Origin of the sequence: Sphingomicrobium astaxanthinifaciens (assembly GCF_022865105.1) — a bacterium.
In the GTDB taxonomy this organism is placed as follows: domain Bacteria; phylum Pseudomonadota; class Alphaproteobacteria; order Sphingomonadales; family Sphingomonadaceae; genus Sphingomicrobium; species Sphingomicrobium astaxanthinifaciens.
On record NZ_JAKNYM010000002.1, the window covers coordinates 1,047,972 to 1,064,939 of the forward strand.

Sequence of the window (16,968 nt, forward strand, 5' to 3'; positions counted from 1 at the left end):
ATGGTCCACCGCCCGCTTCGCCTGCGCCTGTCGCGCCAAGCCCTCGCCGACAATTGGCGCTTCTTCGCCGCGCGCGGCGGGGTGGAGACGGGCGCGGCGATCAAGGCCGACGGCTACGGGCTCGGTGCCCGCGCGGTGCTCGACACGCTCTACGCCGCGGGGGCGCGCGACTTCTTCGTCGCCACCTGGAGCGAGGCGGCGGCGCTCGGCGAACTGCCCGAAGGGGCGCGGCTGGCGGTCCTGCACGGGCTCGGCCCCGACGACGGGCAGGCCGCGAGCGCCTCGCCCGCGCGCCCGGTGCTTTGTTCGCTCGGGCAGGTCCGCCGCTGGCGCGCCGCATTCGGCGAGCGCCCCTGCGACGTGATGGTCGACAGCGGGATGAACCGGCTCGGGGTGGGGGGCGACGAACTCGACGCGCTCGAGGGGCTCGACATCGACACGCTGCACAGCCATTTGGCCTGCGCCGATGATCCCGCGCATCCGCTCAACGCGGCGCAGCGCGAGCGCTTCGCCGCCGCGCGCGCGCGGGTGCGCGCGCGACGCTACAGCCTCGCCAATTCGGCCGGGATCCTGCTCGGCCCCGACTATGCCTTCGACCTCACCCGCCCCGGCATCGGCCTCTACGGCGGCGCCCCGGCGCCGGGCGCCGAGGCCTTTCTCTCCCCCGTCGTCACGGTCGAGACGCAGGTGCTCCAGCGGCGCGTGGTGCGCGCGGGCGAGGCGATCGGCTATGGCGCGACCTTCGTGGCCGAGCGCGATACCCCGGTCGCGATCCTCAACATCGGCTATGCCGACGGCTATCCGCGCAACATGAGCGGGCAGGGGCACGCGCGCTGGGGCGGCACGCTGCTGCCGCTGCTGGGCCGCGTGTCGATGGACCTCGTCGCCGCCGACGTCACCCGCGCCGACGAGGTGCGCGAGGGCGACTGGCTGGGGCTCGACTTCGATGTCGACGCGATCGCCCGGGCGAGCGGGATCAGCGCCTACGAGGTGCTGACGGGGCTCGGGTCGCGCTTTGCGCGGGACTGGACCGACTAGCGACTAGGACGAGGCGGCGGCGCGGCGCGCGCGCGGCTTGGGCGCGGGGGTCTTCTTCTTGAAGCGGCACAGGTCGGCGACGCGGCAGCGCCAGCATTCGGGGGTGCGCGCCTTGCAGGTGTAGCGCCCGTGCAGGATCAGCCAGTGGTGCGCGTTGAGGAGGAAGGGCTCGGGGGTGACCTTCTCGAGCTTCTTCTCGACCGCGAGCACGGTCTTGCCCGGCGCGAGCCCGGTGCGGTTGGCGACGCGGAAGATATGCGTGTCGACCGCGATCGCGGGGTGGCCGAAGGCGGTGTTGAGCACGACATTGGCGGTCTTGCGCCCGACCCCGGGCAGCCGTTCGAGCGCCTCGCGGTCCTCGGGCACCGCGCCGCCATGCTCCTCGACGAGGATCTGCGCGGCCTTGATGACGTTCTTGGCCTTCTGGTTGAACAGCCCGATCGTCTTGATGTGCTCCTTGAGGCCCTCTTCGCCGAGGTCGAGCATGGCCTGCGGCGTCTTCACCTTCTCGAACAGTGCGCGCGTGGCCTTGTTGACCCCGACATCGGTCGCCTGCGCCGACAAGGCGACGGCGACCAGCAGCTGGTAGGGATTGCCATAGGCCAGCTCGGTCTCGGGGGCGGGGTTGTCCTCGGCGAGGCGCGCGTAGAATTCGAAGATGTCGGCTTTTTTCACGAACAGTCCCAGGTGAAGAGCAGGCGGTCGAACTGGCGCGCGAGCAGGTCGTCGCGGCGGTCGAGGAAACTCGACTCGCCGACGTCGCTGCATACGACTTGCTCGTCGCAGGCCAGCCGGAGAAGGATGCGGCCGAACAGCTGCGGGGTCATTCGGCGGCGATCACGTCGGCCATCGTGTAGAGGCCGGGATCGCGGCCGTGGAGGAATTTGGCGGCGGTCAGCGCGCCGCGCGCGAAGATCGCGCGGCTCTCGGCGCGGTGCGAGAGGATGAGCCGCTCGTCGGGACCGAGGAAGAGCACGTCATGGTCGCCCGCCACCGTCCCGCCGCGCACCGCGGCATAACCGATCTCGCCGGTCTCGCGCGACAGCCCGGTGCCGCAGCGCCCGAGTTCGTCATGCGCGTCCTCGCCGCGCCCGCGTTCGGCGGCGAGCCCGAGGTGGAGCGCGGTGCCCGAGGGCGCGTCGGCCTTGTGGCGATGGTGCGCCTCGACGATCTCGATGTCCCACTCGTCGGGACCGAGGATCCGCGCCGCGCGGGTCACGAGGTCGGCGAGCAGCGCCACCCCGAGCGAGGTGTTGGGCGCCCTGAGGACGGCGATGTCGGCGCTGGCGTCGGCGAGCAGCTGGTCGTGCCCCTCGTCGAGCCCGGTGGTCCCGACCAGCAGCGGCACATTCTCGCTCAACGCGCGATCGATCGAGCCGCGCAGCGCCTGTGGCGCGCTGAAATCGACGAGGACATCGGCGCCGGTGTCGACGATCTCGATGCCCGCCGCAGCGGCGGACTCGGTGATGGCGCGGCCCATCCGGCCGTCGGGAGCGATGAGCGCGATCTTCATGGGCGCCTTGTGCCCGCCCCGGCGGCTCCGCGCAAGCGAGGCCGCGCCGGGGCGGGGCGCTCGATCCTATTTGAAGACCATGTCGCGCAGCAGCACCGTGCTGCCGACGTGGCGGAAGGTGGCGCGCTGCCCGCTTTCCTGCTGCAGCTGCGCGGCGGTCCGCTCCATATGCTGCTGGAACGCCTTGCGGCGGCGCTCGCCTTCCTCGGGCGAGACCATGTCGTCGAAGATGGTCACGATATAGATGTCGGGCTCGTCGTGGCGGGCATGGACATTGTTGAGGATGTGATAGCCCTTGATCCAGCCCTGCTGCTTGGCGAACTCCTGCCCGCGTTTCCAGCTCGAGGCGAGCCAGTTGGCATAGTCGAGCATGTGCCCGTCATCGATGTCAATTCCGGTCACTTCCCAGTAGCTGCCCGGCGTCATCGGCCAGTCCTGCGCGGCGGCGGGCGTCGCCCACATGGTGGCGGCGGCAAGGCCTGCCGCAAGCATCAGTCGTTTCATGATGATCGTCCCCTCTTGGTGCCGACCCCCCACGGACCGGCTTTCGAGCAAGAGAACGGCGGGGCCCGCAGCGCGGGCGGTCGAGCCCGCCCCATGACGCCCCGAGCCAGCGTCGTTCTCGCGACGATGGTTAACGCAAGTTTAACAAAAAAGCTAGTCCGGGCAGCGCGGGGGCGCTAGCGCTCGAGAAACCGCGCAGCGACGTCCTTGGCCAGCCGCGCAGGGCGCTGGCTCACGGCATCGAGGCAGCACCAGACGCTCTTGACCTCGGCGATCGTCTCCTCGCCGCGCTTGATCACCGTGGTGAAGAAGGCGCGCGCGCCCGACACCTTCTCGGCGATCACGTCGGCGACGACGACATCGTCGAGGAAGGTCGGGCGGCGATAGCTGATCTCATGCTTGAGCGCGACCCACAGGTGGCGCGCCACCGCGTCCGGCGGGGCGACCTTCGACCAATAGTCGACGACCGCGTCCTGTACCCATTTGAGATAGACCGAATTGTTGACGTGACCCATATGGTCGATGTCGGCGGGTTCGATCCCGATCGGATGGTGGAAGGCATGCTCGGACATGCCCCCCATGTTGGCGTTATTGACACAAGTGTCAATGGCGAAGCGCGCATCGTCCGCCCCGCGCACGGGTGGCGGTAGGCAAGATCCGCGCGGCGTTGCGCGCGGGCCACGCCCGGCGCGCGCAGCGGGGGCTTTGCAGCGCTGCGTCGGCGCGGCATGGTGGGGGCGATGGATATGCTGCTGTCGCTCCTCGTGCGCCACGACCGCCTGTTCGCGGCGATCGGCTGGACCTGCTTTGCCCTGTCCTGCGCGATCCACGCGCGCTTCGTCTCGCTGCCCGACTGGGCGGCGATCCCCTTCTGGGTCGGGGTCGGGTTGATGGTGGCGCGCTGGGCGATGCTCGAACCGATGCGCGAGCGGCTGCTCGCGCGCGCGAAGGCCGACGGCGATGGCCGCTGACGCCGATGGATAATATCGTCGTCCTCACCGGCGCGGGGATCAGCGCCGAAAGCGGGCTGGCGACCTTTCGCGGTCCCGAGGGCCTGTGGGAAGGGCACCGGGTCGAGGATGTCGCCACCCCCGAGGCCTTCGCGCGCGATCCCGAACTGGTGCACCGCTTCTACGACGCGCGCCGCGCGCAGCTGGCGCAGGCGCAGCCCAACCGCGCGCACGAGGCGCTGGCCTATCTCGACGCCGAATGGGACGGCGAATTGCTGATCGTGACGCAGAATGTCGACGACCTGCACGAGCGCGCGGGCGCGCGGCGGCTGCTGCACATGCATGGCGAACTGACCAACGCGCTGTGCCTCAACTGCGCCGAGCGCTCGCCGGTCGCGGGCGACCTTGCCGACACCCCGCCCTGTCCGTGGTGCCGCGCCCCCGAACTGCGTCCCGACATCGTCTGGTTCGGCGAGATGCCCTACGGGCTCGACCGGATCGAGGAGGCGCTCATGCGCGCCGACCTGTTCGTGTCGATCGGCACCTCGGGCGCGGTCTATCCCGCCGCCGGTTTCGTGCAGTCGGCGCGCTATCGCGGCGCGCATTGCGTCGAGCTCAACCTCGAGCCGAGCCAGGGGTCGAGCTTCTTCCACGACAGCCGGCAGGGGGCGGCGAGCGACCTCGTGCCCGCCTTCGTCGACGAGCTGCTCGACACGCAGGCGTAGCCGCCGCTAGCGCGCGCGATACATGACGGGACGATCGTTGACGAACCCGCGCACCCGGCCGTTGGGGCGGGCGAGCAGCTCGAACCGCAACCCGTCGTCGACCCGTTCGCCCTCGATCCGGCGGCCCGCGGCCTCGTCGGTCACCTGGTAACGATAGGTCATCCCGTCATGCTCGAAGCTGCGCAGCGGGCGCGCGGCGATGACCGTGACGGGTTCGGACTGGAACAGGACCGCGACCGGGAGCGGGGCCGGCTCGGCGGCGAGGAGCATGAGCAGCGTAGGGGCGAACATGGGGCTTCTCCTTGGCAAAGGGAACGCGCATCGCCGCTCGCAGAGTCGATCCACGACCCAAGCGCCCTTCATAGCATGATTCGGGGTCCGAGGCGACGTTTTCGCCTGTCTTTTCAAGGCCTAGTGTCAAGCCGGGGCGTGCCGCCGGGGCGCGCGATCAGGCCTTCCAGTCGAGCCCGACCTCGTCATAGACCTCGCGGTCCTCGTCCCACTTGGGATCGACCTTGACGTGAAGGAAGAGGTGTACCTTGCGCCCGAGATGCTCGGCGATCTCGGCGCGCGCCTTCTCGCCGATCGCCTTGAGCTTGGCGCCGCCCTTGCCCAGCACGATGCCCTTCTGGCTGTCGCGCGCGATGCGGATCTGCTGGTGGATGGCGGTCGAGCCGTCCTTGCGCTCCTCCCACTTCTCGGTGACCACGGTCGAGGCGTAGGGCAGCTCCTGGTGGAGCTGGTTGTAGAGCTGTTCGCGGGTCAGTTCGGCGGCGATCATGCGGTCGGTGGCATCGGACAATTGGTCCTCGGGGAAATGCCAGGGGCCCTCGGGCATGGCCTCGGCGAGATGCTGCTTGAGGTCGCTCACCCCGTCGCCGCTGGTGGCCGAGACGAAGAACACCGCCTCGGGCGCCAGCCGCTCGGACAGCGTCTGCGCCAGTTCGAGCAACTTGGATTTCTTCACGAGGTCGACCTTGTTGAGCACGAGGATGCGCGGTTCCTTGCGCTCGCACACACCCTCGATCAGCATCTCGACGCGCTTGCCGATGCCCGCGGCGGCATCGACGATGACGACCAGCCGGTCGGCGTCCTCGGCGCCGTCCCACGCGGCCTTGACCATCGCCCGGTCGAGCCGCCGCCCGGGGGCGAAGATGCCCGGCGTGTCGAGCAGCAGGATCTGCGCCTCTTCGTGGATCGCGATCCCCATCAGCCGGGCGCGGGTGGTCTGCGCCTTGGGGCTGGTGATCGCGACCTTCTGGCCGACGAGCGCGTTGACGAGGGTCGACTTGCCCGCGTTTGGGGCGCCGAGCACGGCGACGAGACCGCAAGTGGTCATGATGGCTTAAGTTCCTTCAAGAGCGCCTTGGCCGCGGCGGTTTCGGCCTCCTGCTTGGAGGCGCCTTCGGCCTCGGCGACATGGTCGCGCAGCGTGACGCGGACGGTGAAGACGGGATTGTGCGGGGGGCCCTTGGTGCCCGTCCGCTCGTAGCTCGGGGTGCCGAGCTTGCGCGCCGCCGCCAGTTCCTGGAGCGCCGACTTGGGGTGGACGGGGGCCTTGCGCTGGCCCTCGAGCCACGGCGCCCAGTGGGTGCGCACGAAGGTGGCGCACGGCGCGAGCCCCGCCTCGAGGTAGAGCGCGCCGATCAGCGCCTCGACCACGTCGCCGATGACATTGTCGCTCTCCTGCGCCTTGTCGTCGCGCGCCTGTCGCCCGAGGCGGATATGGTCGGGCAGCCCGAGCGAGCGGCCGACCACCGCGCAGGTCTCGCGCGCGACGAGCGCGTTGTAGCGCCGCGCGATCTTGCCTTCCTCTTCCTTGGGGAAGCGCGCGTAGAGCCATTCGGCGACGACCAGCCCGAGCACCCGGTCGCCGAGGAATTCGAGCCGCTCGTAGCTCGCCTCGCCGCGCTGGGTGCCAGCATGGCTGCCGTGGGTCAGCGCAGCCACGAACAGCGCCCGGTCGGCGGGCTCGTGGTCGAACAGCTCGCGCGCGAGCGCGGCGGCGGCGGCGGCGGGATCAGTCGCCATAGCCGACCCCGATCCGGCCGGGTCGCAGCGCGGTCAGCCAGGTCCATGGCAGGAACCAGCTCGCCGACCCGTCGGTCGACCAGAAATTGCCCAGCGCGCGCCCGACGAGGTTCTGCTGCGGCACCAGCCCGACCCCGCCGACCGCGGGAGGGAAGCGCGAATCGAGGCTGTCGTCGCGATTGTCCCCCATCAGGAAATAATGCCCCGCGGGCACGGTCAGCGGTGCGCGGTCGTCGCCGATCGAGGCGCGGCGCTGGTCAAGCACCGTATAGCTGCGCCCCGACGGCAGCGTTTCGCGAAAGGCGGGGTAGTGGCAGCGATCGACTCCGTCGGCCCCGGGCTGGACGAAGCGCTCGCCGCCCTCGACCACCTTGCACGGGCTGTTGGGGGAGATCGGCAGCGCGAAATCGCGCCCCAGCCGCTGCCGCTCGATCGGCGTGCCGTTGAGCACGACGACCCCGTCGCGCAGTTCGATACGGTCGCCCGGCAGCCCGATCACCCGCTTGACATAGTCGGTGTCCTCCTGCCCCGGCGGGCGGAAGACGACGATGTCGCCGCGCTCGGGATCATCGGCGAGGATGCGTCCCTCGATCGGCGGGATGCCGAGCGGGAAGCTGTACTTGGAATAGCCGTAGGGCCACTTGCCGACGAACAGATAGTCGCCGATCCACATCGTCGGCAGCATCGAGCCCGAGGGAATCGAGAAGGGCGCGACGACGAGGCTGCGCAATATCCAGGCGAACAGCGCCAGCCCGAGCAGGAAGCGGGTCATTGAGCCGAGCGTCTCGGGCTTCTTGTCGGGGGCGGTCTTGTCGGTCTTGGCCATATGCGCTGTCCCTTCGACCGCCGCGTGGCCGAGGTCAAGCGGGGATGGCATTCGCCGCCGCCTTCGCTATGGGTGCCCTCGATGACGAACAGCACCGACAACCGCGCCGCCGCCCTCGACCCCATCTTCAATTACGAGGGGCCGCCGATCGGCGCGCTGTTCGATGCCGAACCCGACCGGCTCGAGCGGCTGGTGATCGAGGATTGCGGCATCCGCTTCGACTTTTCCAAGACCCATCTCGATGTCGACCTCGTCGGGATGTTCGAGGAACTGGCGCAGGCGAGCGGGCTCGAAGACGCGCGCAAGGCGCTGTTCGCGGGCGCGGTCGTCAACCCGACCGAGAACCGCGCCGCCACCCATGTCGCCGAGCGCGGCGAGGGGGGCAATGACGACAATGAGCTCGCCGCCGCGATGCGCCGCCGCATGCGCCAGCTGATCGACGCGATCGAGGCCGACGCCTTCGGCGAGATCGAGGCGGTGCTGCATATCGGCATCGGCGGTTCGGTGCTGGGGCCTGCGCTGGTGGTCGACGCATTGGGGCGCGAGGGGCAGAATGTCGACCTGCGCTTCGTCGCCAATATCGACGGCGAGGCGATGGACGAGGCGCTGATCGGGCTCGACCCCGAGACCACGCTGGTCGTCGCCGTGTCCAAGAGCTGGTCGACGATGGAGACGCTGACCAACCTCGACGCCGCGATCGACTGGCTCGAGGGCGCGGGGATGGAAGATCCCTATGGCCGCGTCATCGCCGTCACCGCGAGCCCCGACAAGGCGATCGCGAGCGGTATCGACGAGACGCGCATCCTGCCCTTCGCCGAGAGCGTGGGCGGGCGCTATTCGCTGTGGAGCGCGGTCGGCGTGTCGATCGCGCTGGCGCTCGGCTACGAGAAGTTCGAGGAGCTGCTCGAGGGGGCGGCGGCGATGGACCGCCATTTCAAGCTGCGCCCGCTCGTAAAGAACGCCCCCGTGCTCGCCGCCTTCAGCGACCTCTATTACACGCAGAACCGCGGCGCCGAGACGCGCGCGGTCTTCGCCTATGACGAACGGCTGCGGCTGCTCGCCCCCTATCTCCAGCAGTTGGTGATGGAATCGAACGGCAAGGGGGTGACCGCCGACGGCACCCCGCTCGACCGCCCGACCAGCGCGATCTTGTGGGGCGGGGTGGGGACCGACGGCCAGCACGCGGTCTTCCAACTGCTCCATCAGGGCAGCCACCTCGTGCCGGTCGAATTCGTCGCGGTGATCGAGAATGAGGACAGCCAGGACCCGCGCCAGCACCGCCAGCTCCTCCTCAACGCCTTCGCGCAGGGCGCGGCGCTGATGGCGGGGCGCGCCAATGAAGAGGATGCCGCGCGCGCCTATCCGGGCGACCGTCCCTCGGCGACGCTGTTGCTCGACCGACTCGATGCGCAGACGCTGGGCGCGCTCATCGCCTTCTACGAGCATCGCACCTTCGCCGAGGCGGTGATGCTCGGCATCAACCCGTTCGACCAATATGGCGTCGAACTGGGCAAGGAGATGGCGCGCGCGATCGACGATCCCGAAACCCGCGAGGAGTTCGATCCCTCGACCAAGGCGCTCATCGGAAAGGCCGGGCTGTGAGCAATTACGACTACGACCTGTTCGTGATCGGTGCGGGCTCGGGCGGGGTGCGCGCCGCGCGCATCGCCGCGAGCCACGGGGCCAAGGTCGGGATCGCCGAGGAATATCGCGTCGGCGGGACCTGCGTCATCCGCGGCTGCGTGCCCAAGAAGCTGCTCGTCTACGGGGCGCATTTCGCCGAGGATCTCGAGGATTGCGCGCGCTTCGGCTGGGAGGTGGAGGGCAAGAGCTTCGACTGGGGCAAGCTCAGGGACAACGTCGCCCACGAGGTCGACCGGCTCGAAGGCCTCTATCGCAACACGCTCGGTAGCAACGACGTCACCATCCACGATTGCCGCGCGTCACTCGGCGGCGGGCACGAGGTAACGCTGTCCGACGGCAGCAGCGTCACCGCCAAATATATTCTGATCGCGGTGGGTGCGCGGCCGCATGTCCCCGAGATCGAGGGCTGTCAGGAGCACGCCATCGTCTCGAACGACGTGTTCAAGCTCGACACGCTGCCCAAGCGCATCGCCATCGCCGGGGGCGGCTATATCGCCAACGAATTCGCGGGCATCTTCAACGAGTTCGGCTCGACCGTGACCATCGTCAATCGCGGCGACCGGATCCTGCGCGGCTATGATCACCAGGTGCGCGACCGGCTGCTCCAGATCTCGATGACCAAGGGCATCCGCTTCATCTTCAATTCGACCTTCGACAAGGTCGAGAAGCAGGGTGACGGCTCGCTCCGCCTGACCATGAACGGCTGCGAGGACATGGAGGTCGACGCACTGCTCTTCGCCACCGGGCGCGTGCCCAATGTCGAGGGGCTGGGGCTCGAAGAGGCAGGGGTGACGATGGGCGAGCGCGGCGCGATCTGCGTCGATGACCATAGCCGCACCAGCGTCGATCACATCTATGCGGTGGGCGATGTCACCGACCGTATCCAGCTCACCCCGGTGGCGATCCGCGAGGGGCATGCGGTCGCCGACAACCTCTTCGACGGGCAGGATCGCACGGTCGATTACGCCAATATCCCGAGCGCGGTGTTCAGCCACCCGCCGATCGCGGCGGTCGGGCTGACCGAGAGCGAGGCGCGCGAGCAGCTAGGCGGGGCCTACAAGACCTACACCAGCGATTTTCGCGCGATGAAGAACGTGCTCGCGGGGCGCAACGAGCGCTCGCTCTACAAGCTGGTCGTCGATGCCAATACCGACGTGGTGGTCGGCATCCACATGATCGGCCCCGAGGCGCCCGAGGTGATGCAGGCGGCCGCGATCGCGGTGAAGGCGGGGCTGACCAAGCAGGCGTTCGACGACACCATCGCGCTGCATCCCACGATGGCGGAAGAACTGGTGCTGATGCGCTGATGCACGACGCGGTCGTCATCGGGGCGGGGCACAACGGGCTGACCTGCGCCTTCTACCTTGCCAAGAAGGGGCTCGACGTGCTCGTCGTCGAGGCGGCCGATACCGTCGGCGGCGCGGCGGTGACCGACGAGTTTCACGAGGGATTCCGCAACTCGGCCGCCAGCTACACGGTCAGCCTGCTCCAGCCGCGGATCATTCGCGACATGGAGCTGCACCGTCACGGGCTCGAAGTGGTGCTGCGCAAGCTCGACAATTTCCTGCCGACGCGCGGGGGCGACTACCTGCTCGCCGGGCGCGGCGGGCGGACCCGCGCCGAGCTGGTGCGCCACCACAAGGCCGACGGGCCGGCCTATGACGCTTATGAAACCGAGCTGCAGGGGCTCGTCGCGCTGGTGCGCCGGTGGATGCTCAAGGCCCCCCCGGTGGCGGCCAAGCGCGTCTCGGGGCTCGGCGACTGGCTGCGGCTGGCGCGCGACGTCGTCGGGATGGACCGCGCCGAGGTCGACGCGCTCGCCGCCTTTTTCCTCAAGAGCGCGGGCGACGTGCTCGACGCGCGCTTCGAGGGCGAGCTGGCCAAGGCGCTGTTCGGTTTCGACGGCATCGTCGGCCATTTCGCCTCGCCCTACGAACCGGGCACCGCCTACGTCCTCCTCCACCACCTGCTGGGCGAGGCCAACGGGGTGCAGGGGGCGTGGGGGCATGCGATCGGCGGGATGGGCGCGATCACGCAGGCGATGGCGCGCAGCGTGCGCGAGGCGGGGGGCGACATCCGCTTGGGCGTGCCGGTCGAGCAAGTGATCGTCGAGGGCGGGCGCGCCTGCGGCGTCGTCGTCGGCGGCAAGGCGATCCGCGCGAAAGTGGTCGTGTCCAACGCCAACCCGCGGCTGCTGGCCGACCAACTCCTGCCCGAGGGCGCGCTCCCCGAGGACGCGGCGGCGCATTATGCCGGCTGGGCCTGCGAGAGCGCGACCTTCCGGATGAACGTCGCGCTCAAGCGGCTGCCGAGCTTCACCAGCCTGCCGGGGCGCGGCGATCACCTGACCGCGGGGATCATCATGGCGCCGAGCCTCGATCACATGGCGCGCGCGCATGCCAGCGCGGTGCTCGACGGCTGGAGCCGGGACCCGGTGATCGAGATGCTCCTGCCCTCGACGCTCGACGATACACTCGCGCCCAGGCACAGCCACGTCGCCAGCCTCTTCTGCCAACATTTCCGCTACAAGCTGCCGGGCAAGCGGACGTGGGCCGAGGAGCGCGAGGCGGCGGCCGACCAAATCATCCGGACCGTCGACAGCTATGCGCCCGGTTTCGCCGACAGCGTCATCGCGCGGCAGGTCCATTCGCCCGCCGACCTCGAGAGCCGCTTCGGGCTGGTCGGGGGCGATATCTTCCATGGCAAGATGACGCTCGACCAGATCTTCTCGGCCCGCCCTCGGCTCGGCGACCAGAGCTATCGGATGCCGCTCGACGGGCTCTATCTGTGCGGCTCGGGCGCGCATCCGGGAGGCGGGGTGACCGGCGCGCCGGGGCATAATGCGGCGAAAACCATCTTGTCGGACAAGCGCAAATGGAGGAACGCGGCATGAGTGCGGCGCCGCTCAAGGGACTCAAGGTGCTCGATCTCAGCCGCGTGCTGGCGGGGCCGTGGTGCACCCAGTTGCTCGCCGACCTCGGCGCTGAGGTGATCAAGGTGGAAAAGCCCGGCGCGGGCGACGACACGCGCCACTGGGGGCCGCCGTGGCACGAGCATGAGGGCGAGCGGGTCGCCGCCTATTTCCTCGCCGCCAACCGCGGCAAGAAGAGCGTGGCGCTCGACTTTTCGACGCCGGAGGGGGCGGACGTGGTGCGCCAGATGGCCGCCGGCGTCGATGTGCTGGTCGAGAATTACAAGGTCGGCGGGCTCGCCAGATATGGCCTCGACGCCGCCAGCCTGCGCGCCGCCAACCCGAGGCTCGTCTACGCCTCGGTCACCGGTTTCGGGCAGGACGGGCCCTATGCTTCCCGCGCGGGCTACGACTATATCATCCAGGCGATGGGGGGCATGATGAGCCTCACCGGGCTGCCCGACGAGATGGAAAATGGGGGCCCCTTACGCGTCGGCGTCGCCATCGCCGACATCTTCACCGGCATGTACACCGCCTCCGCGATCCTCGCCGCGCTGCACGAGCGCGAGCGCACGGGGCAGGGCGCGCACATCGACATGGCGCTGTTCGACACCCAGCTCGCGGTGCTCGCCAACCAGGCTTCCAACGCGCTGGTCTCGGGGCGCGACCCCGTGCGACAGGGCAACAGCCACCCCAATATCGTGCCCTACCAGCCCTTCATGGCGAGCGACCAGCCGCTGATCATCGCGGTCGGTAACGATCGGCAGTTCGCGCGGCTCGCCGCGCTTTGCGGCCACCCCGAATGGGCCGAGGACGAGCGCTTCGCCACCAACGCCGCGCGCGTCGCCCACCGCGAGGCGATCGTCGCCAAGGTCGGCGCGGTGATCGCCGACGCCCCCGCCGATCACTGGATGGAAAAGCTTCTCGAGGCGGGCATCCCCGCGGGGCCGATCAATTCCGTGAGCCAGGCGCTCGCCGACCCGCAGGCCGCGCATCGCGGCGCCGCGCAGCAGCGCGGGGCAGGCGCGCTCGGCGAGGTGCCGATGGTCGGTTCGCCGATCCGCCTCGATGGCGCGCGTGCCGATGCCGCGCTCGCCCCGCCCGCGCTGGGCGAACATAGCGAGGAAGTGCTCGCCGAACTGCTCGGCGCCGATCGCCTCGCGGCGCTGCGCGGGGCGGGGATCGTGGGCTAGCCCTCTTCCTTCGCCGCCGCTGGCGCGACCCCGCCGGCCCGGCGCATCGGCGCCTAGCGGTCGAACTCGCTCTTCTTCTCGCCGTAGCGGTTCTTGAGGAAGCGGCCATGGCTCTCGAGCGCGTGGACGTCCTTGCGGGCCAGGCTCTCGCCCAGTTCCTCGAGCGCCTCGCGCCCCGAGCGCAGCCCGTCGGCGAGCCGCTGGTTGGCGGTCAGCCCCTCGTTGTCGCGGGTCAGCCGATAGCTTTCGGGGACCTGCTCGTAGCGCTCGATCAGGAGCGGGAGGTGCTGGCTCATCAGCCGCCGCGCGTCGGCCACCTGCGGGTCGCCCGCATCGGCATTGTCGAGCAGCCGCGCCATCGCCTTGGCGCGCGCGCGCAGCGCATCGAGTTCGGCGCGGGCCACGGTGGGCAGGTCGCGGCGCGCCGCCGCGAGGAAGCGATCGAACCGCGCGACGAGGTCGGCATTGCCGATCCGCGCGCTGATCTCGCCCATCGTCACCGCCGCCCGGCGGGGGAAGAAGGCGACGATCGCGGCAAGCCCGATGGCGATGCCGACCGCGGCGAGGAAGCCGAACAGCCCGATCGGCACGACCATGCCGACGCCGATGGTCAGCAGGCTGACCACCCCGATCGCCAGCCCGGCGCGCACCAGCGCGTTGGTGAGGTCGCGCCCCATCTGCTCGAGGTCGCGGCGCCGCGTCGGGCTGTCGATCCCGCCGAGCACCCGGTCGGCGCGATCGAGCGCGGCGTTGGTGCGCTCCTGGACCGCGGGTAGCCGCTCCATCTCGCGCGCCTGCCGTTCAACCGCGGCAATTCCCTCCTCGATGCTCATCGCCGGTCCCGTCCTATTCGAGCGCCTCGAAGGGCGATTTCTGCGCCTCGAGCTTGGCCTGCTCGACCCCTTCGGCGCGCGCGATATAGCCCTTCGACTTCTCGACCTCGCCCTCGAGCACGTCGACCGTCTGCTTCATGTTGCCGAGCGCGGTCAGCTTGAACTGGTCGATCTGGTCCATCGTGTCGTAGATGTTCTGGAAGGCGCGTTGGAGCGTCTCGAGCGGGATCGTCGAGCTGGCCGCCTGTTCGTGGATCGCGGCGGTGTTCGACTTGAGCAGTTCGCCGGTCGAATCGATCATCCCCGCGGTGGTCTGGTTGAGCGCGGTGATCTGGCCGAGCACCAGCTTCTGGTTGCTCATCGCCTGCGCCACCGTGACCGCGGTGCGTAGCGCGGCGACCGTGGTGGTGGAGGCGCGGTCGACCCCCTTCACCAGCTCGACATTGTTCTTCTTGACGAGGTCGAGCGCGAGATAGCCCTGCACCGTGACCGCCATCTGCGTGAGCAGGTCCTGCGTGCGCTGGCGGGTATAGAAGAGCGCGCTCTCGCGGATCGCCTTGGCCTTGGCGGGATCGGTCGCGTCGAGTTCGTTGGCCTTGGCCTCGAGCGCGGCATCGAGCTGCTTGGAGATGTGGATCATCTGCTCGAGCTTGTGCATCGTCTTCCACAGTCCGGCGCGCTCAGTATCGATCGCGGCATTGTCCATCAGCAGCTCGTCCTTGCCGTTGCCGAGCCGCTCGAGGATCGCGCTGATGTGGCTCTGCGCGGAGCGATACTTGTCGAAATAGCGGTTCACCCGCTTGCCGAAGGGGATGATGCCGAGGAGCTTGCGGCTGGTGAACATCTTCGAATTTTCGGACGGGTCGAGTTCCTCGACCGTCTGCCGCAGCTTGGTGAGGTCGGCGCCGATCCCGGTGTCGGCGTCGATCGCCTTGACCGGGCGGTCGAGGAAGCGCGAGGAGGCGCCCGCCGCCTCGGCGATCTCGCGGCGTCCCATCGCGGTCAACTGGTCGACCTTCTTGCCGAACTCGGGGCTGTTGGCATCGAGCGCGGCAAGCTCCTCGACAAAGCTGTCCACCTTGCTGTCGAGCTGGGTGCGCTCCTCGTCCTTGAGCGGGACCAGCCCCGCCGCCTGCTGGGTGCTCAGCGGCTGCAACGCCTCGGGCGGGTCGAGGTTGATCTTGGTCGGCGTCTGCGTTTCGGTCTGGGTGGCCATGAAATCCCTCTTTTGCGGCGCTTGCCTGGTGTCGTCGGCGAAGGTGACCCATGCGGGCCGGACAAGGCAAGCCATAAAGACTGTATTATTCATGTAGGACGCTCGGGCCCGCGCGGCAAGGGCGCCCCCGCGGGGCGATGGGGGTTACGCGGCGTTAACCATGTCATTCAAGGCTTCGCTCACCATCCGCTTGCTATGGGGTGATCCGATTGGGACACGGCCGGGAGGCGACGGGCATGCGCAAGCTGCTGAACAGAGTATGGAATGACGAGCGCGGCAACGTGCTCGTGGTGATGGGGGCGACGCTGCCGCTGTTCATCGGCGCGGCGGGGCTGGCCACCGACACGATCCAGTGGACGCTGTGGAAGCGCCAGTTGCAGCGCGCGGCGGATTCGGCGGCGATCGCCGGGGTCTACGAGCGCGTCCAGGTCAAGGACGACAAGGACAAGGTTGAGGCCGCGGTCGACAAGGACCTCGCGCTCAACCACCACACGGGGATCCCGCTGTCGTCGGGCTATCCCGAGGTCGACCTGCTGGCCGACGATGGCGACCAGACGCTGCGCGTCTACGTCAAGCTGTCGGTCGCGCGGCCGCTGTCGTTCAGCGGCATGTTCATGAGCGACCCGCCCGAGATCCAGGCCGAATCTATCGCCGCCTCGGTGCCGGGCACCGACGATTATTGCGTCATCAGCCTCGAGGACACCTCGACCACCGGGATTACCGGGTCGGGCAATGCCGGGGTCGAGATGGACTGCGGGATGATCACCAACTCGACCGCCGCCAACTCGGCGATCGCGAAGGGCAATGTGACGATGAGGGCGAGCGTCATCGCCAGCGTCGGTGGCATCCAGGAATCGGACAATTGGGTGGTCGACAAATATGACCCCTATGTCTCGAAGATGAAGGACCCCTATGGCGACGTGAACCCCGATCCCAACGACATGAACTGCACCGCGCAGAAAGTCGTCGTCCAAGGGGGGAAGAACACCACGACCACCGCCGCGCCGGTACTCAACGCCAGCTTCGACTTCGTCAATTCTAAGACCAGCGGCGGCGACCCGATCAACTGTTTCTCGTCGATCGACGTGCAGCCGGGCGACACCATCAACCTGCCGCCCGGTGTCTATTATGTCGACGGCGGAAACGCGAGGGTGCAGGGCAAGCTCACCGGCAAGGATGTCACCATCGTCCTGACCAATTCGAACACGTCGACGACCGCGCCGATCGGTACCTTCGACATGAACGCGGGGGCGGAAATGACGCTGTCGGCGCCGAGCAGCGGCGACTGGGCGGGGCTCGCGATCTTCCAGGACCGGCGGGCGGTCAACAAGAACAAGCTCAACCCCAACAAGATCAACGGCGGCTCGACCGGGATCATCGAGGGGGTGCTCTACTTCCCCAACCAGGGGCTGGCCTACAACGGCAACGGCACGAGCAGCTTCATCTGCACCCGGATCGTCGCGCGCCGCGTCGAATTCTCGGGCAACAACTCGACCGGCAACACCAACAAGTTCGAGAAGGACTGCGCGCACATGGGGATCCCCACCTTCGAAGGCGGACGGCTGATCCGACTGGTAGCCTGAC

General features: G+C 68.9%; 19 protein-coding genes. 8 read left to right on the forward strand and 11 right to left on the reverse strand.

Annotated features, from left to right (window positions below):
• A complete protein-coding gene (gene alr, locus L8951_RS09180; protein ID WP_244382718.1) occupies positions 1 to 1,038 on the forward strand; it encodes an alanine racemase in 1,038 nt (345 codons plus the stop codon).
• A gap of 3 nt (positions 1,039 to 1,041) precedes the next feature.
• Here alr and nth read toward each other — a convergent pair whose 3' ends face one another.
• From nth to L8951_RS09205, 5 genes are all read right to left on the reverse strand, one after another.
• On the reverse strand, positions 1,042 to 1,713 hold the full coding sequence (gene nth / locus L8951_RS09185; protein ID WP_244382720.1) for an endonuclease III: 672 nt from the start codon (positions 1,711 to 1,713) through the stop codon (positions 1,042 to 1,044).
• On the reverse strand, positions 1,710 to 1,865 hold the full coding sequence (locus L8951_RS09190) for a DUF1963 domain-containing protein (RefSeq protein ID WP_244382721.1): 156 nt from the start codon (positions 1,863 to 1,865) through the stop codon (positions 1,710 to 1,712). Before L8951_RS09190 ends, nth begins: the two co-directional genes overlap by 4 nt.
• Positions 1,862 to 2,551 carry a 4-hydroxy-tetrahydrodipicolinate reductase gene (gene dapB, locus L8951_RS09195; RefSeq protein WP_244382722.1) on the reverse strand — a complete coding sequence of 230 codons (690 nt, stop codon included), beginning with the start codon at positions 2,549 to 2,551 and terminating at the stop codon, positions 1,862 to 1,864. Before dapB ends, L8951_RS09190 begins: the two co-directional genes overlap by 4 nt.
• 66 nt (positions 2,552 to 2,617) lie before the next feature.
• Positions 2,618 to 3,055 (reverse strand): hypothetical protein, encoded by a 438-nt coding sequence (locus L8951_RS09200; protein ID WP_244382723.1) that lies wholly within the window; start codon positions 3,053 to 3,055, stop codon positions 2,618 to 2,620.
• Between the two features lie 176 nt (positions 3,056 to 3,231).
• Positions 3,232 to 3,636: an acyl-CoA thioesterase gene (locus L8951_RS09205; RefSeq protein WP_456115178.1), complete on the reverse strand. Its 405-nt coding sequence runs from the start codon at positions 3,634 to 3,636 to the stop codon at positions 3,232 to 3,234.
• A 159-nt stretch (positions 3,637 to 3,795) separates the two neighbouring features.
• Between L8951_RS09205 and L8951_RS09210 the strand changes: the two genes are divergently transcribed.
• Positions 3,796 to 4,026, forward strand: a complete 231-nt coding sequence (locus L8951_RS09210) for a hypothetical protein (RefSeq protein WP_244383250.1) — start codon at positions 3,796 to 3,798, stop codon at positions 4,024 to 4,026.
• A 5-nt stretch (positions 4,027 to 4,031) separates the two neighbouring features.
• Positions 4,032 to 4,730 carry an NAD-dependent deacylase gene (locus L8951_RS09215; protein WP_407696404.1) on the forward strand — a complete coding sequence of 233 codons (699 nt, stop codon included), beginning with the start codon at positions 4,032 to 4,034 and terminating at the stop codon, positions 4,728 to 4,730.
• A gap of 6 nt (positions 4,731 to 4,736) precedes the next feature.
• Here L8951_RS09215 and L8951_RS09220 read toward each other — a convergent pair whose 3' ends face one another.
• From L8951_RS09220 to lepB, 4 genes are all read right to left on the reverse strand, one after another.
• Positions 4,737 to 5,021, reverse strand: a complete 285-nt coding sequence (locus tag L8951_RS09220; protein ID WP_244382726.1) for a hypothetical protein — start codon at positions 5,019 to 5,021, stop codon at positions 4,737 to 4,739.
• Positions 5,022 to 5,178: 157 nt separating this feature from the next.
• Entirely contained in the window at positions 5,179 to 6,069 is an 891-nt protein-coding gene (gene era, locus L8951_RS09225) for a GTPase Era (protein ID WP_244382727.1), read from the reverse strand.
• A complete protein-coding gene (gene rnc, locus L8951_RS09230; protein ID WP_244382728.1) occupies positions 6,066 to 6,761 on the reverse strand; it encodes a ribonuclease III in 696 nt (231 codons plus the stop codon). The genes era and rnc overlap by 4 nt, the downstream gene beginning before the upstream one ends.
• Positions 6,751 to 7,587 (reverse strand): signal peptidase I, encoded by an 837-nt coding sequence (gene lepB / locus L8951_RS09235; protein ID WP_407696405.1) that lies wholly within the window; start codon positions 7,585 to 7,587, stop codon positions 6,751 to 6,753. The genes rnc and lepB overlap by 11 nt, the downstream gene beginning before the upstream one ends.
• Before the next feature lie 81 nt (positions 7,588 to 7,668).
• Between lepB and pgi the strand changes: the two genes are divergently transcribed.
• The 4 genes from pgi to L8951_RS09255 are packed head-to-tail and all read left to right on the forward strand — an operon-like array spanning position 7,669 to position 13,335.
• Positions 7,669 to 9,189 carry a glucose-6-phosphate isomerase gene (gene pgi, locus L8951_RS09240; protein ID WP_244382729.1) on the forward strand — a complete coding sequence of 507 codons (1,521 nt, stop codon included), beginning with the start codon at positions 7,669 to 7,671 and terminating at the stop codon, positions 9,187 to 9,189.
• The gene (gene gorA, locus L8951_RS09245) at positions 9,186 to 10,538 is read left to right on the forward strand and encodes a glutathione-disulfide reductase (RefSeq protein ID WP_244382730.1); all 1,353 of its coding nucleotides are present in this window, start codon (positions 9,186 to 9,188) and stop codon (positions 10,536 to 10,538) included. Before pgi ends, gorA begins: the two co-directional genes overlap by 4 nt.
• Positions 10,538 to 12,124: a phytoene desaturase family protein gene (locus tag L8951_RS09250; RefSeq protein WP_244382731.1), complete on the forward strand. Its 1,587-nt coding sequence runs from the start codon at positions 10,538 to 10,540 to the stop codon at positions 12,122 to 12,124. Before gorA ends, L8951_RS09250 begins: the two co-directional genes overlap by 1 nt.
• Positions 12,121 to 13,335 (forward strand): CaiB/BaiF CoA transferase family protein, encoded by a 1,215-nt coding sequence (locus L8951_RS09255; protein WP_244382733.1) that lies wholly within the window; start codon positions 12,121 to 12,123, stop codon positions 13,333 to 13,335. The genes L8951_RS09250 and L8951_RS09255 overlap by 4 nt, the downstream gene beginning before the upstream one ends.
• Positions 13,336 to 13,388: 53 nt before the next feature.
• On the opposite strand, the gene L8951_RS09260 is transcribed toward L8951_RS09255, so the two are convergent.
• Together L8951_RS09260 and L8951_RS09265 are read right to left on the reverse strand one after the other, a co-directional pair.
• Positions 13,389 to 14,168 (reverse strand): hypothetical protein, encoded by a 780-nt coding sequence (locus L8951_RS09260; protein ID WP_244382734.1) that lies wholly within the window; start codon positions 14,166 to 14,168, stop codon positions 13,389 to 13,391.
• 13 nt (positions 14,169 to 14,181) lie between these two features.
• The gene (locus L8951_RS09265; RefSeq protein ID WP_244382736.1) at positions 14,182 to 15,384 is read right to left on the reverse strand and encodes a toxic anion resistance protein; all 1,203 of its coding nucleotides are present in this window, start codon (positions 15,382 to 15,384) and stop codon (positions 14,182 to 14,184) included.
• Positions 15,385 to 15,620: 236 nt separating this feature from the next.
• On the opposite strand from L8951_RS09265, the gene L8951_RS09270 reads away from it, so the two are divergent.
• Complete coding sequence (locus tag L8951_RS09270; RefSeq protein WP_244382737.1) at positions 15,621 to 16,967, forward strand: pilus assembly protein TadG-related protein; 1,347 nt, start codon at positions 15,621 to 15,623, stop codon at positions 16,965 to 16,967.
• Position 16,968: the final 1 nt, after the last annotated feature.